This window comes from Chlorobaculum parvum NCIB 8327 (genome assembly GCF_000020505.1).
Classification (GTDB): Bacteria; Bacteroidota; Chlorobiia; order Chlorobiales; family Chlorobiaceae; genus Chlorobaculum; species Chlorobaculum parvum_A.
In genome coordinates this window covers 29016-43734 of the sequence record NC_011027.1, presented here as the reverse complement: position 1 = coordinate 43734, position 14719 = coordinate 29016, and the positions used below count along the sequence as shown (strand labels likewise).

15 protein-coding genes are annotated in these 14719 nt (G+C 58.1%); 1 reads left to right on the top strand and 14 read right to left on the bottom strand.

The window, feature by feature from the left end; translation table 11 throughout:
• Positions 1 to 52 precede the first annotated feature (52 nt).
• The 14 genes from dsrP to CPAR_RS11110 form a co-directional block, all read right to left on the bottom strand.
• Complete coding sequence (dsrP, locus tag CPAR_RS00185; protein WP_012501300.1) at positions 53 to 1207, bottom strand: sulfate reduction electron transfer complex DsrMKJOP subunit DsrP; 1155 nt, start codon at positions 1205 to 1207, stop codon at positions 53 to 55.
• Positions 1208 to 1216: 9 nt separating this feature from the next.
• Positions 1217 to 1993: a sulfate reduction electron transfer complex DsrMKJOP subunit DsrO gene (gene dsrO / locus CPAR_RS00180; RefSeq protein WP_041466073.1), complete on the bottom strand. Its 777-nt coding sequence runs from the start codon at positions 1991 to 1993 to the stop codon at positions 1217 to 1219.
• A 2-nt stretch (positions 1994 to 1995) separates the two neighbouring features.
• The gene (gene dsrJ / locus CPAR_RS00175; protein ID WP_012501298.1) at positions 1996 to 2418 is read right to left on the bottom strand and encodes a sulfate reduction electron transfer complex DsrMKJOP subunit DsrJ; all 423 of its coding nucleotides are present in this window, start codon (positions 2416 to 2418) and stop codon (positions 1996 to 1998) included.
• Positions 2411 to 4057: a sulfate reduction electron transfer complex DsrMKJOP subunit DsrK gene (dsrK, locus tag CPAR_RS00170; protein ID WP_012501297.1), complete on the bottom strand. Its 1647-nt coding sequence runs from the start codon at positions 4055 to 4057 to the stop codon at positions 2411 to 2413. Before dsrK ends, dsrJ begins: the two co-directional genes overlap by 8 nt.
• A 4-nt stretch (positions 4058 to 4061) precedes the next feature.
• Entirely contained in the window at positions 4062 to 5057 is a 996-nt protein-coding gene (gene dsrM, locus CPAR_RS00165) for a sulfate reduction electron transfer complex DsrMKJOP subunit DsrM (RefSeq protein WP_012501296.1), read from the bottom strand.
• Complete coding sequence (locus CPAR_RS00160) at positions 5054 to 5494, bottom strand: RsbRD N-terminal domain-containing protein (protein ID WP_012501295.1); 441 nt, start codon at positions 5492 to 5494, stop codon at positions 5054 to 5056. Before CPAR_RS00160 ends, dsrM begins: the two co-directional genes overlap by 4 nt.
• A gap of 225 nt (positions 5495 to 5719) precedes the next feature.
• On the bottom strand, positions 5720 to 6082 hold the full coding sequence (locus tag CPAR_RS00155; RefSeq protein ID WP_012501294.1) for a hypothetical protein: 363 nt from the start codon (positions 6080 to 6082) through the stop codon (positions 5720 to 5722).
• 45 nt (positions 6083 to 6127) lie between these two features.
• A complete protein-coding gene (locus CPAR_RS00150) occupies positions 6128 to 7864 on the bottom strand; it encodes an NAD(P)-binding protein (protein ID WP_012501293.1) in 1737 nt (578 codons plus the stop codon).
• Between the two features lie 208 nt (positions 7865 to 8072).
• Positions 8073 to 9152: a dissimilatory-type sulfite reductase subunit beta gene (dsrB, locus tag CPAR_RS00145; RefSeq protein ID WP_012501292.1), complete on the bottom strand. Its 1080-nt coding sequence runs from the start codon at positions 9150 to 9152 to the stop codon at positions 8073 to 8075.
• Positions 9153 to 9260: 108 nt separating this feature from the next.
• Positions 9261 to 10517, bottom strand: coding sequence for a dissimilatory-type sulfite reductase subunit alpha (gene dsrA, locus CPAR_RS00140; RefSeq protein ID WP_012501291.1), 1257 nt, complete (start codon positions 10515 to 10517; stop codon positions 9261 to 9263).
• 72 nt (positions 10518 to 10589) lie between these two features.
• Positions 10590 to 10925 carry a TusE/DsrC/DsvC family sulfur relay protein gene (locus tag CPAR_RS00135; protein WP_012501290.1) on the bottom strand — a complete coding sequence of 112 codons (336 nt, stop codon included), beginning with the start codon at positions 10923 to 10925 and terminating at the stop codon, positions 10590 to 10592.
• A gap of 329 nt (positions 10926 to 11254) precedes the next feature.
• Positions 11255 to 12613, bottom strand: coding sequence for a cobyrinate a,c-diamide synthase (locus CPAR_RS00130; protein ID WP_012501289.1), 1359 nt, complete (start codon positions 12611 to 12613; stop codon positions 11255 to 11257).
• 49 nt (positions 12614 to 12662) lie between these two features.
• On the bottom strand, positions 12663 to 13130 hold the full coding sequence (locus CPAR_RS00125) for a rhodanese-like domain-containing protein (RefSeq protein ID WP_012501288.1): 468 nt from the start codon (positions 13128 to 13130) through the stop codon (positions 12663 to 12665).
• Positions 13131 to 13416: 286 nt separating this feature from the next.
• Positions 13417 to 13701, bottom strand: coding sequence for a DUF1016 N-terminal domain-containing protein (locus CPAR_RS11110; RefSeq protein WP_083762325.1), 285 nt, complete (start codon positions 13699 to 13701; stop codon positions 13417 to 13419).
• A gap of 85 nt (positions 13702 to 13786) precedes the next feature.
• Here CPAR_RS11110 and CPAR_RS00120 point away from each other — a divergent pair, with 85 nt between their 5' ends.
• Positions 13787 to 14632, top strand: a complete 846-nt coding sequence (locus tag CPAR_RS00120; RefSeq protein WP_156773329.1) for a DUF2971 domain-containing protein — start codon at positions 13787 to 13789, stop codon at positions 14630 to 14632.
• The last annotated feature ends 87 nt before the right edge of the window (positions 14633 to 14719 follow it).

The window sequence follows — 14719 nt, the reverse complement described above, 5'->3', positions numbered from 1 at the left end:
CGCGGTTTCATGCCGCGGCCTCTGGATGGAAGGAAAAACCCTTTCAGGTGGGTTACGCCTCCTGCGTCTTGACCGCGATGGCGACCTTGAGCAGCATGGTGAGCACCAGCAAACCGATGGCCCAGATGCCGAGCGTGACCGAAATTTCGGTGAAGGTCGGGATGTAATCGACAATCGCTTCGAGCGGCGTGGGGTTGAAGCCGCCGATGATGAGGCCGACGCCCTTGTCGATCCAGATAGAGACAACCAGACCGATACAGGCGGCGATCAACCAGCCGTTCTGGCGGCGCAGCGGCGGAGAGAGCAGCACGCCAACCGAGATGATTCCGGCGATCAGCGAGAACCACATGTACGGCACGAGCGGGCCGTGGCCGTCAAGGCCGAAGTAGAGGTACTGCAAGCTGTGCATGTGCGCGGGCACGTTGCTGTAAAAGGCCGTAAAAAACTCCGTACCGAGGAAGAAGAGGTTCGCCACGCCAGCATAGGCGCTCAGCACGGCGAGCTTGGTGCGCGCCTCCGGGCCTGCGTCGAACTTCGCAACACGCTTCAGAATGAAGGTGAGCAGAATCAGGATGGCCGTACCGGCGGCGAACGCCGAGGCCAGGAAGCGCGGGGCGAGCACGGCGGTCAACCAGAGGTGGCGGCCCGGCAGTCCGGCGAACAGGAACGCCGTGACGGTGTGAATGCTGAAGGCCCACGGAATCGAAATGTAGATCAGTGCCTTGACCCACGACGCAGGCTTCACACCCTTGCGCTCAGCGCCGAGCACCGCCCAGCCGCTGATGAGGTTCAGGAAGAGGTAGCCGTTCAGCACCAGCACATCCCAGAACACCATCGAGTGAGGCGAGGGGTGCAGCAGCACGTTCAGCACGCGGTCGGGTCGGCCCATGTCGGCCAGAATGAACAGCATGCACATGAGCGCCGCTGAGACGGCCAGAAACTCACCGACGATAACGATTTTGGAAAAGGCCTTCTGGTTGTGCAAGTAGTAGGGCAGCACCAGCATCACGGCTGAAGCCGCCACGCCGACCAGAAAGGTGAACTGGGCGATATAGACGCCCCAGCTTATGTCACGGCCCATGCCGGTGACGCCGAGGCCGAGGGTCATCTGGCGGGCGTACGCCGTGACGCCGAGGCCGATGACAGCGAGCAGGATGGCTACCCATGTCCAGTAGCCGCGACCCCCTTTGAGCGCTTTCTCGATCATGGTTTCAGGTTAGATGATGTAAAAGACTGACGGCAGCGTGCCCAGTTCCGGCTTGCGCTGCATGGTTTCGTTGGCGGCGATCATCCGGCGGATCTCCGAGTTCGGATCGTTCAGGTCGCCGAAGATGAGCGCTTTCTGCGGACAGCTGTCGACGCACGCCGGAAGCTCGCCCTTGACCAGGCGCTCGGAGCAGAAGTTGCACTTCTCCACCACGCCGCGCATTCGCGTCGGATAGGTATTGCTCAGCTCGGCGACATGCGGGCGCGGATCCACCCAGTTGAAGCTGCGCGAACCGTACGGGCAGGCGGCCATGCAGAAGCGGCAGCCGATGCAGCGGTGGTAGTCCATCGACACGATGCCGTCCCAGCGCTTGAAGGTCGCCTCGGTCGGGCAGGCCCGTGTGCAGGGCGGCTCCTCGCAGTGGTTGCAGAGCGTGAGCACCTTGCGGTGCTTGACCTCGTCGGTCTGGAACTGCTGGCTCGCCGTCGGTAAGGCCTCTTCATACCCGCTCTTCCATATCCACTTGACCTCGTTCTTGGTGCCGCTCAGATCGGGCACGTTGTGGTCGTGATGGCAGCGGACAACGCACTCGGTGCAGTTGCCGAGGCACTTGCGGGTATCGACCAGCATCCCCCAGCGCACCTTGCCGGGCGTCGGCTTTTTGGTGAAATTAGAGGTATCGGTCGGTTCGAGGGCGAACGCCGGGAACAACCCCGCCGCCGCACCGAGACCGGCAAGCGCGCCGAGTCCGGCCTTTTTCAGGAACTCTCTACGGTTTTGGTTCATGGTCATTGCGGCACCTCCATAGGCGACAGATGGCAGTCCCAGCAGGTCGGCTTGACGTCGGCGTACTGATGGCACATAAAGCAGAACATCGGATTGTTGTTGTGGCAGCCGAGGCAGGTGTTCAGGCTCTTTTCAAAGTGCTCGCCTTCGGGATTGACATAGACGCGGTTGCCTTCGCGCACCGAATCGTGACGCCACTTGTTGAGAATCTGCATGTGGTGCGCCCGCATGTACTCGGTCGGCAGGATGCACTTCGAGCTGTCGATGGGCGCGCCGCCCGGCTGGACGGTTGCGGCAGCGACGGCGGGGTCTTCGGCGTGAGCCGGGATGGAGCCTCCGTGGCCAGCGTGGATGAAGAACCAGGCCGCGATGAACACGACGAGGCCCGCAGCGAAAGCACCGAGGATATGACTGATTTTATTCATCGTCGTCCTCCTCGAATCCAACCATGTCATCCTCCCTCAGGTCTTCGGTTCGTTTCTTCTCTCCCTCCATGATGAGCGCGTTGCCCACCAGCTCGTGCAGGCCGTAGACCGACACACCGGGATTCCAGTAGCGCATCAGCGGCGTCAGGCTGGCGCGGTCGATGGCGCAGATGGTAACCAGCGAATCGACCTTGTGCTTCTCCTTGACGTGCGCTACGGCGTTGGCTCTCGGGAAGCCGCCGCGCATCCGGATGTCCATGAACTCCTCGGCGTTCAGACCGCTGCCAGAGCCGCAGCAGAAGGTCTGCTCGCGGATGGTGTTTTCGGGCATTTCGTGGAAGGTGTTGCACACCTTGTTCAGGATGTAACGCGGCTCCTCGAACATACCCATGCCGCGCGCCACGTTGCACGAATCGTGGAACGTCGTACGCAGGTGGTCGTTGCGCTTCGGATCGAGCTTCAGCTTGTTGTGCTTGATGAGATCGGCCGTAAACTCGGCGATGTGCACCATTTTGGTCTCTTTGGCGTTGGTGAACTTCGTGCCGGTGATCGGCGAAACCGGCTCCTGCAGGAAATCCGCCGGGCCGTTCATCGTGCTCATGTACTGATGCACCACGCGCCACATGTGCCCGCACTCGCCGCCGAGAATCCATTTCACCCCGAGCCGCTTGGCTTCGTGGTACATCTTGGCGTTCAGCTTCTTCATCATCTCGTTCGAGGTGAAGGTACCGAAGTTGCCTCCCTCGGAAGCGTAGGTGCTGATGGTGTAGTCCAAGCCGATGTGGTGGAACAACAACAGGTAGCCCATCATCGTATAGACACCGGGGTCGCCGAACACGTCGCCCGATGGCGTAATGAAGAGGATTTCGGCCCCCTTGCGATTGAAGGTCGGGTTCACCTTCACGCCGGTGACATCCTCGATGTCATCGACCAGCGACATGATGTTCTGCTTGAAAGTGTGAGGCTCGATACCGAGGTGGTTGCCCGTGCGGTTGCAGTTGGCCACCGGCGCAAGAATCCAGTTGTTGTTCACGCCGATCAGATTGAGCAGCTCGCGGGCCATCATGGTGATTTCGGCGGTGTCGATGCCCATCGGGCAGAAGACCGAACAGCGGCGGCACTCGGTGCACTGGTTGAAGTACATGTGCCACTCTTTGATCACCTCCGGCGTGAGCTTGCGCGATCCCGAGAACTTGGTCAGCACACGGGCAAAAGCGTTCACATCCTGGCGGTAGATCGAGCGGACGAGTTCGGCACGCATCACCGGCATGTTCTTGGGGTCACCGGTGCCGAGAAAGAAGTGGCACTTGTCGGCGCAAGCGCCGCAGCGCACGCAGCTGTCCATGAACACTTTGAACGAGCGGAACCGCTTAAGGCGATCCTTCATGCCGTCGCGGATGGTCTTTTCCCAGTTGGCGGGAAGCTGCCAGTCCTTGTCGGTGGCGGCCCACTTCCTCGGATTGGGAAAGTGGAGATCTTCGAGCACCTCCGGCTTGGCCGGGAAGCACCAGTTGCCGTCGCGGAACTCGACCGGAATATCCCACCAGTCCATGCCGTCGAATTTCCCTTTCAGGAGCCGCGGCTTCTTCTCTTCGAACTCTTTTTTGAGCTCTTCGGTTTTTGGAGCGTATTTGGACATATCGTTATTGCTTATCGACCGGAATGCCAGCTTTTTTCATTTTCTCGCGGAACTCATCCTCGTATTCGGCATAGGAGCGGAACTTGATGTCGGGATTCCACGGATTCTTGTGGCGCTTTGCGCGGCTATCGTTGGGCAGGTTGCGCGTCGGGCTCATGAAGATGCCGCCCATGTGCACCAGCTTGCTGAACGGGATGTAAGCCAGCAGCACGCAGACGAGGAACAGGTGGACGTAGAACAGCGCGCCGATCGGCTCAGGCGCAGTGAAACCGAAGCTTGCGAGCGTCATCCCCAGTCCTTTGACCGGCATGACATTCACCTTGGTCACGTAGCGCATACTGATTCCGGCGGTCACGATCCCCCCGATCAGAAAGAGCGGGAAGTAGTCGGTCGAGAGCGACAGCAGCCGCATCTTCTCGTCCGAAAAACGGCGCAGCACCAGGAAGGTGATGGCGGCAAGCACGATGGCATCGGTGATGAAGAACGCAGGCACGGTCACATCGAGGAAGCGGTCGAAGGTTTCGATCATCTCGATAGGCGCGGGCGTGGTCATAAAGAAAAAGCGCGCATGACGCAGAACAATGATCAGCAGCGACCAGTGGAACGCAAGGCCACCCAGCCACAGCCACTTGTGCGAACCGTATGCGAGCTTCGGCCCACCGTGCAGTTCAGCCTTGGTGTTGCGGAAGAGCGAGCGGAACAGGAACACCTCGGAGAGCACCCGCATAGCCGCCATGAAGGGGTTCGAGGGGCTTTCGAGCGGATTGGTTTTGACCCAGTCCAGCGACTTCTCCTGACCGCAGGTGGTCGGGATGCGGAACGGCACCGGGCGGCGAACCCAATCAATCAACCGCCAAAGCATACCGAGCACCAGAATGGCGACGGCCGTGTAGGGAATAATGATACCGAACAGGTAGTCGAGCTTGCCGTAGGTGACGCCGACATACGGAATCAGGGCGAGCACGAGCACCAGCAGCAGCGGTTGCAGCACTTTTCTCATGCCTCGGCCCTCCTGAGCGCCATGTGCATTTTGCGACGGCCCTCATCGAATTTGAGCTGATAGATGGTTTCGCGATGCTTCATGTAGCTGTCGAACGCTTGCAGCGTCAGCTCTTCGAGGCGGTCGCGGCACGGGTGATCGCATTCGACCGGCAACGCTTCGATCAATCCACGAAGCTGGAAAAGAATCGAAAGGGCTTTCGATGGAGGAATCTCCTGCACGGCAAGGATACGGGTGATGCGCACGATCGATTCTGCCGCCGAAGCGGAGTGATCGGTGACGGCATCCAGCAGCCCGCCAAGCTCGGCCGCAATGGCCGAAGCAACAAGCGAACCACCGCTCTTCGATCCGGGCAGCATCGCCACGATGGACGACACCCACCGATCGAGCACGACCTCCCGGTTTTCGTTAACTTTCTGTTCCCACGCTCTGGTCATAAGAGTGCTGAATAAAGAGTTTTAGCAGAGCCGCAAACCGCCGGACTTTGTGGACCGGCGGTAGAGCGTCGTTCTCAAGACAGCATGAAAAACTGTCATGAGCAATTCGAGTGCAGGGCGAAAGAGGCACAAAAATTGATTTTACATTCAGGAGGGTTTTAACCCTCCTGACATTCAAACCTCTTACATCCATGTTGCCCCGTCCCGAAAGCTTTCGGGACGGGTTCAGGCGCATTTGGCCCGGAAGGCCTCGTACACCGGATGCCATGTATGGGCATCCTTCTCGAACGGAATTTCGAGATACTGGCAAAGATACAGGGCATTATCCGCTCCCGCAAGGTCGCCATTTTTCAGCGCTTCGAGCGCCTTCTTTCCAGCTTCGGCAGTATCGTGACCGGTCAGGCGCGCCTGACGCCAGTAGTTGATCGCCTCCTCGCGATAGACGGCGTTGCGCGGCAGGGCCTCAGCCGCCTTGAGATTGTTGACCTCGACATTGCGCACGCCAAAGGTCGCCGGCCAGCCGGTATCCGGCCAGTGCGACGAGGTTTCGATGGCCTGTTCGACCATTTTGATCACATCTTCCATCATATTCGTTGCGACCGTTTCGGTTGACGAAAAGCTTCGGCTGGAGGCTCAGAGCCCGTCGCCCATGCCCATCTGGATGTACCCGCAGGGGCAGACCAGGGAGCAGAGATGACAGCCGACGCACTTCGCATAGTTGGTATAGACTTTTTCACCTGCCGGATTGTCGCGGAAGCGCGTGATGGCCTCCTGCGGACAGAACGAGACGCACTGCTTGCAGTCGAAACAGAAGCCGCAGCTCATGCAGCGCTCCGACTCGGACTTGGCCTCTTCGTGCGTCAGCGCTTCGAGCAGCTCGTCGTGATTGCCCACAACCTCTTCCGGCTCGATGGTGGTGCGCTTTGCCTGCGGGGTGTGCAGAAAGTAGAGCAGATCCTGCTTGTGCGCCTTGGTGATTTCGCTGTAGGGCGTTTCGGGCATCGGCTCGCCTTTCAGGAAAGCGTCGATCGATGCTGCGGCCTTGCGACCGTGGCCGACCGCCGTAGTGATAAGATCGACCTTCAGAGCGTCGCCGCCGCTGAAGAGCTTGTCGTGGCCCGGAATGCGGAAGTTGCGATCAACCTTCATCCAGGGGCCTTTGGTGCCTGCGTCGCCGAGGCCTGCAAAGTCGGTCGCCTGGCCGATAGCCGCAACCACCATGTCGGCTTCGATCTCGAAAGTCTCGCCGCTCGGTTTGTAGCGCAGGAAAGGAATCGGAGAGTTCCAGCCCTCTTCGCCCTTCTCTTTTTTGACCATTTTGGTGCAGCGCAGGCCGGTGACGCCCGAAGCGCCGCCGAGAATCTCCGCCGTGCCGGTCTGGAAGTACATGGTCGTGCCTTCGTTGGCCGCGTCGTCAAATTCATTGTCGAAGCAGGCCATCTCCTCGCGCGGAACGCCCGAAATGACGGTTGCCTTGGATCCGAGGCGAAGAGCGAGGCGCGCCACGTCCATAGCCACGTTGCCGTCTCCGATGATGACGACATTTTTACCTACGGGCACATCGTCGCCCATAACCTCGTAATTCCTGAGAAACTCGATGGCGTTGGTCGCGCCCGGCGTTCCCTCGAAACCGGGAACCGGCAGGCCGCGCCCTTTCTGCGCGCCGACGCCGAGGAAAACCGCGTCGTACTCCTGTTCGAGCTGTTCGAGGGTAACATCTTCACCGACGCGAACGCCCATTTTCGTTTCGACGCCGAGGTCGATGATGCGGCCGATTTCAGCTTCGAGCACCTTGCGATCCACGCGGTAGCCCATGATGCCGTAGAGCACCATGCCGCCGAGCTTCTCGTTGGCGTCGTAAATCGTGACCGCGTGCCCCTTGCGGCGAAGCTGATAAGCTGCCGAAAGGCCAGCCGGGCCACCGCCGATCACCGCAACTTTCTTGCCCGTGTCAGGGCCGGGGGCGGGCAATTTGAGCCCGTTCTCGATACCGTAGTTGCCGATCACCTGCTCGACCGCGTTGATAGCCACGCTCTCGTCGTGCTTGCCGCGGTTGCAGCCACCCTGGCACGGATGCGGGCAGATGCGGCCCATCACTGCCGGGAAGGGGTTGGTGTTCACCGCCGTCTCCCAGGCCGCTTTCAGCGGATCGTCGGACTGATCGATGCCGCTGATGTAGCGGTTGATGGCGCGGATGTCCTCCCCGGCCGGGCACTCCGCCGAGCAGGGCGGGGTCTGCCGGACATAGACCGGACATTTATGACTTTGATCCCCGAAGGCGACAATCTTGTCGGTTCCCGTCAATTCGCTGAATTCCGGGAAGACATACTCGGTCGCAAAATCGAGAATCGGATTTGATTCTGCATTCATGAGATTCTCCATAGGTTAATGTTGCGCCGCTGTTGATCGTCGTGAGAAGTCCGGGGACAAGGCGGCTGGAGCGCAGAAACCGGAGTTCTTCCAGAACTCTTCCATTCACATTGCCCCGGCTTTCAAGCCGGGGAGCGTGAGGATTTCGAGCACCACCCAACGCAGTCATCGGGCTTCGCAACAGATCAACAGTGACGCACAATTCAGCTTAGAAACGGACGTGTGCCGACTGGTTGAAGGTCGTGCGGGCGTGACGATAGCTGTCGATCATGTTCTCGTCAAAGGTCAGGCCGGTCTCCTCGAAGAAGCGCTTCCAGCCGATGCGGTCGATCCACTCGCCGACGCGCTCCCACGGGCGTCCGCCAGCCTTGTAGGCCTTCAGGATGCGGCCAACCACCTCGGTCACTTCCGGCCAGCGCGGCGGGTTGTTCGGGAGGTTGTGCGCCACGAGGCTCATGGTCGAAGGCTTCACGCGGGCGTTGCTGTTTTTGCCGCCAACCCAGATGGCGAATTTCGAGTGCTCGGGATGGTTGATCTCCATGGCGGGGCAGGCGCCGAAGCAGGCGCCGCAGCAGATGCACTTGGCCTCATCGACCATGAGCGTCTTCTTGCCATCGACCACCGTCGGGCGGATAGCCGCAACCGGGCAGCGCGCCACGGCTTTCGGCAGCTCGCAGGTGGTGACCAGATGATCGTGGTTGATGCGCGGCGGACGGGTGTGCTTGACCACCACGGCGATGTCGGCCTGGCCACCACAGTTGATAGCGCAGCAGGAGGTCGAAAGACGCACCTTGTTGGGCATCTGCATATCCTTGAACTCGTTGTAGAGCGAGTCCATCATCGACTTCACCACGCCCGAAGCGTCGGTAGCCGGAATGTCGCAGTGCAGCCAGCCCTGGGTGTGCGAAACCGACGAGACACACATGCCGGTGCCGCCGACCGGGAAGCCCATCGATTCGAGCTCGGCGATCATCGGCTCGACGTTTTCGGCGTTCGGCGTCAGGAACTCGACGTTGTTGCGCACCGTAAAGCGAAGGAAGCCGTCACAGTACTTGTCGGCCACGTCGCACAGGCTGCGAAGCATGTCAACGGTATCCTGCCGCTGCGTACCGGCCCTGACCGTCCAGATGGTGTCACCGCTCTCGGCCACGTGCTTGAGCACGCCCGGCTTGGGGATCTCGTGATATTTCCACTTTCCGTAATTCTTCCTGACCACGGGATGCAGCGCCTCCTCGTAGGTATGAGGACCGGACTCTATGGTCTTCCAGGTTCTTTCCTGACTGCTCATGCTCTTTCCTGTAGGTTGGGACGCACCAGCCTTTTTGACAGGACTGGCGCGACAGTGAATGTTCTGTTGATCTTATCTGACTCTCGATTCCGCAGAATGAGATATCTATCAATACTTTGCCTTGAAGTAGGGGTTATCGCGCGGGCGCGTCACCTGGTTGATGTCATGCTCGATGCCGACGCCTTCGAGGAACTGCTTCAGGCCGACGCGTTCGATGGTTTCACCGATGCGCTCGTGGTCGAGTCCGGCGTCATCCCACCAGTCGATGATCTCCTCGATCTGCTCGATGAAGGCCTCGCGATCCTCGTCGGTCTCCATTTTCATGAAGGGGATGATGAGCGAACCCATGTTGACGCCAACCTTGAGGGTGTTCTTGCCGCCCATGAGCAGCGAGATGCCACGTTCCTTGCCGGGCGAGAGCGCCTTCGGCATGGCGTTGATGCAGTGCATGCAGCGCACGCAGTCGCGGGTGGCGATGTCGATGCCGCCATCCTTGAGCGTGATCGCCTTGGTGGGGCAGCGGCTGATGACGTTGTTGACCAGCGCATCCATGCCACGCTCCTCGATCCACGCCTTGACCTCGTCCTGATCGATCTGGATCGCATCCTTCCAGGTACCGACAACGGCAAGGTCGGAGCGCATGATCGAGTTGGTGCAGTCGTTGGGGCAACCCGAGAATTTGAACTTGAGCTTGTAGTTCCATTCCGGACGGTGAACCTGGCCGGAGAAGTGTTTGAGTGCCGTAAGGTGCAACTTGAGGTTGTCGTAGCAGGCGTTTTCGCAACGGCCGGGGCCGATGCAGGATACACCGGTACGCATACCGGCGCCAGCGCCGCCGAGGTCCCATCCCGCCTGGTTCAGCTCGTCGAAACACTCCTGAACCTTGTCCTGCTCGATACCCTGAAGCATGATGTCACCGGTCTGGCCGTGCAGGGCGATGATGCCGCTGCCGTGTTTTTCCCAGATGTCGCACAGCTCGCGGAGCATGTCGGTGTTGTAATGCAGGCCCGGCGCGGGCTGAATGCGCATGGTGTGGAATTCGGCTGCCTCGGGGAACTTGTCCTTGATCATCGAGTAGCGGGTGATGATGCCGGCGCCGTAGCCATCGACCGTCACCAGACCGCCCTTCCAGTACCCCATGCGGGTCTTGTAAGAATACTCGAGCTGGTCGAGCACACCGCGCAGCATCGGCTTTTTCGTTCTTTCAGCCAGCTCCTTGAAGCCGGTAATAAAGCTTGGCCAGGGACCGCTTTCCAGCTGGTCGAGCATAGGGGTTTCGTGCAGAAATTTGCCGTTGCCATCCGAGCTGCCGCACCCGCCGCAATGACACCCGCCGTTCATAGCGCTGTCGTTAGCACCACTCATGTTGCCTCCTTTGGTTCTCGATACTTTGGAGGCCGGCTTGCGCCGGCCTGGTTTCTGTGGGTAGCCGTCGTCTTAAACGCAGCCGGTCGGTTTGGGGAGTCCGGCAATTTTGCAAGCCTGCAGAGCCGGGCCTTTGGGGAAAAGACCGTACAGGAACTCCGAAGCCTCTTTCTTGTCCAGGCCCTTCTCGGAAGCGACAGCCTTGGTAAGCACCTTCACGGCCGGAGCGATCTGGTACTCCTGGTAGTAGTTCCTCAGGAACTTCACGAGGTCCCAGTGCCCCTCTTCCATCGAGATCTCCTCGCCTTCAGCGAGCTTTACCGCTACATCCTCGTTCCAGTCTTCGAGGTTTACAAGGTAGCCGTTCTCGTCGGTCTCGTAGCTCATGCCGTTGACTTCAATTGCCATGATAGTTCTCCTTTTTGGTGTGGTGTTGAGGTTGTCGGCAGGCGCTCGCCGTTCTGGCAAAGCCCTGCAGCTGACAATTAATATCGTTATATGGTTATATAGTTAAGAAATTGATTTCAATTTTTCAAAACAATTGTGAAACTTTTTCTCTTAACGATGGCTCGCCCCTGACGAACCGGAATTGCTGAATGGGCATCATTTATGAATGAACATAAAACAATTCAACCACATAGTTATATAGTTAGCAAAATATTTTTAATCGAACAAGAGCTTGTGATAAAAAAATCAGCGGGAAAAACAAGACCTTTTTAGTCTTTTTTAGGCCGGGATTAGGACTTGAAGCTTACAGCAAGCTCGACAAAGCGCTTTGCCCAGTGCGGGTTTGCGGCTGCGTGAAGGTGCGCGTAGGAGGCGAAAAGGTTCTTGTGGAGAATGCCGTCCTCATGGCCGGTCAGACCGAACCCCCTCGCCACATCGAACTGACAGGCCAGCTCAGGCGAGCCTTCGGCAGGCTTGGAGTAGTGGAATTCATGGGCGCGGATGCGTTCGCCATCACCGAACCACGCCGATCCGGCGCGGCTTTCGAGTTCGAGATAGCCACACCCGGCGGGCTTGCGCTGGTAGCCAATGTCGATCGGCAGCACGCCGCACAGCGGCCATGTCTGCCCCTGCCAGGTGGCGCTGCGGCACAGATAGATAAGGCCGCCGCACTCCGCCCATGCGGGCATCCCCGCCTCGATCCGCTCTCGCACGTCGCGCATGAGCCCGGTGTTCGCGCTCAACTGCTCGAAGAACGATTCCGGAAATCCGCCGCCAAGATAGAGGCCGTCAATCTCCGGTAGCGATGTGGTCTTGAAGGTGTCGATGAAGACTAGCTCCGCGCCGCTCGCCCGAAGAGCCTCCAGATTGTCGGGGTAGTAAAAACAGAAGGCGTCGTCGCGGAACACGCCGATTCGCGCTTTTGCGCTCGTTTCTGGCGTCGGGATCGTGATCGGCTCCGGCGCGTCGAACGGTGGCGCGGAATCGAAGAGCACCTTGATCGCATCGATATCGCAATGCTTCGAGACCTGCTCGGCGGCGGCATCGATGAAAGCCTCGGCATCCGGGGACTCGCCAACCGTCACGAGACCGAGATGCCGCTCGGGCAGCACTAGCGAGGCGCTCGACGGAACCGCGCCAAGCACCGGCACCTTACAATAGGTCTCGATCGCCTCCCGCTGCTTTGCCTCTTGCCGGGCGCTGGCGACATGGTTCAAGATGACGCCAGCGATGTTCACCTTCGGTGGCATCGCCATCAGCCCGAGCACCTGCGCCGCCACGCCACGATTGACCCGGCGGCCGTCGATTACCAGCACCACCGGCGTATCGAGCAGGGCCGCCAGCCCTGCGCTGCTGTCCGAACCAGCCATGTCGAGGCCGTCGTGCAGTCCGTGGTTCCCCTCGATCAGCGCCAGCCCACCGGGATATTTCAACGAAGCGCGGACGAACGACTCGCGGCAGATCTCCGCGCCCATCATCCACGGATCGAGGTTGTAGCACTCCCCGCCGCTGGCCACGCGATGCCACATCGGATCGATGTAATCGGGCCCCTTCTTGAAGCTCACCACCGGGCCCTCGCGCCCGAGCAGACGCAGCAGCCCCAGCGCCACCGTGGTCTTCCCGGCGCTCTTCCAAGAAGCCGAAATCATCAGCCTCGGAATGGTGATAGCACTCAACTCGATACCTCCGGAAAAGCGCTCAGGGCTTCGGTTTCAGCTGATCAGGCCGAACCTTCGAGGTGAAAAAGTCGTCCGCGAACTCCTCGCCCACCGTCTCGCCCGCGCTGTTCACCAGTGGCTCCTCGTAATCGTTCCAGCCACGAAGCCCCGTCTTCAGCGACACCACGTTTGTGAAGCCCAACTCCTGCATGGTTTTGGCGGCAAACGCGCTCCGGCGGCCAGAGCGGCACACCACCACAATCTCCTTGTCGCGGCCCGTCACCAGCGCAGGAACGGTATCGTCGTAATCCCACTCGCACGCCGACTCCAGCACGCCACGCGGCACATGGATCGAGCCCTCGATGTGCAACGTCTCGAACTCCTTTGGCTCGCGAACATCAAGGATAATCAGCTCTGGATTCTCCGCCATCCGGTCAACCAGATTCCACGGCATAATCTCCCGAATCTCGGAAAGAGTCTTCTCCAGCAAGTCGTTCAAACGGCTCATCTTTATGAAAATCAACAGGTTACAGATTTTATTACCATCCGTGAACGCGGACGGACAAACGCAGCCCAAAGCCGCAAAAATCAATTATATAACTATTCAGTAATATAAAAATAAGGATGGAGAATGCAATTGAGGGTTGGGAAAATGCGAGGGGAGCAAAAACCGTCAAGTGAAAAGCCTTGTGTATCGCAGGAAATACACAACAACTTTTGTGTATCGAAAAGACGCATTCACGATACACAAAAGAATTTGAGAATGCCAAACAATACACAACAGCAACTGCTATTTAAAGCAGCAGTTGTTGTTCGGTAATCGTCAATAACGCTGGGAAACAGAGCACTGCGGGCCGCCTGCCACTTCCTGCCTGCAATTCCTTAAGCACCCTGTCGCCATACGTCGCCCGATCAGCACCGTTAAGCTCATATTCAGCAATATGACAACCAATCAACCAGTTACGCAGAGTCAAACTGACATTAACCGCACGACAAGCATGAGCAGCCAGCTCAGAATGCGTCTGCCTGATTTCCGACACATGCTGATTGAAATCCAATGAATGTATCGATGGGGACATGAGAACCTTGGATGCTCTTATCCCTGAATGCTTTAGAACGGATAAAATACATTATCATAAGTAAACACTCACAATTCTCGCTAACGTGACCATTCGATCATTTCAGGTTCATCAAAAAATGAAGCTTCCGGCAAAGCTCTACAAATACGAGCCATTCAGCACGCAATCGCTTGAGAACCTTAAAGCACAAGCCATCTACTTTGGCTCACCACTGGGCTTCAACAATCCATACGACTGCGCGACCAACCCAGTCGTGTTGAAACCGTCAGCTCAAGAGGCTGAGTCTGCCCGACAGCATTACCTCTCCGACAAGACAACACCACAGGAGGCAAAGTTGAAATTCGAGCAGATGCCAGTTAATGATTTGCAAGAAATGCTTTATCGTATTGGCACTGAAGCAATATCGTCAAATGTTGAGCGCTTTGGCAAAGAGCGAGGAGTATCGTGTTTTTCAGAGATCAACGACGATCTTCTGATGTGGGGCCACTATGGTGGAAAGTATAAAGGCTTTTGCCTGGAATTTTCAACAGAACACAATCCTTTCTCTCAGGCTCATCAAGTCAAATACGTCGATCGTGTGCCCGAAGCCTCTGTAATTCCTTTTCTAACGGGCTCCGAGTTAGAGCTCGACAATGCAGCCAAAGACCTTTATCTCATCAAGTCGAAATCGTGGTATTATGAGAAGGAATGGCGCATCGTTCACAAGGATGTTGGTACACGCTATCACTATGAGCCCAACGCGTTAACAGGCGTTTACTTTGGCCCCGAAATACCCAATGAGGCACTTGAAATCATTGCCCTGATTCTTCGCGGCCAGAATCCACACGTCAAGCTATTCCGTGGTGAACGGAGTAAATCCGAATTCAAAGTTGACTTTACTGAGATCGGATATCTCACACACCTTGAAGCCAAGAACCGAGGGTTACGATAGATCATTTTACAAAAGCAGCCCTCCCGACGCCCCCCAAACCCCCGGCACGTTAAATCCTCCTTGTTTGTTATATTCGAGGTTTGTGCC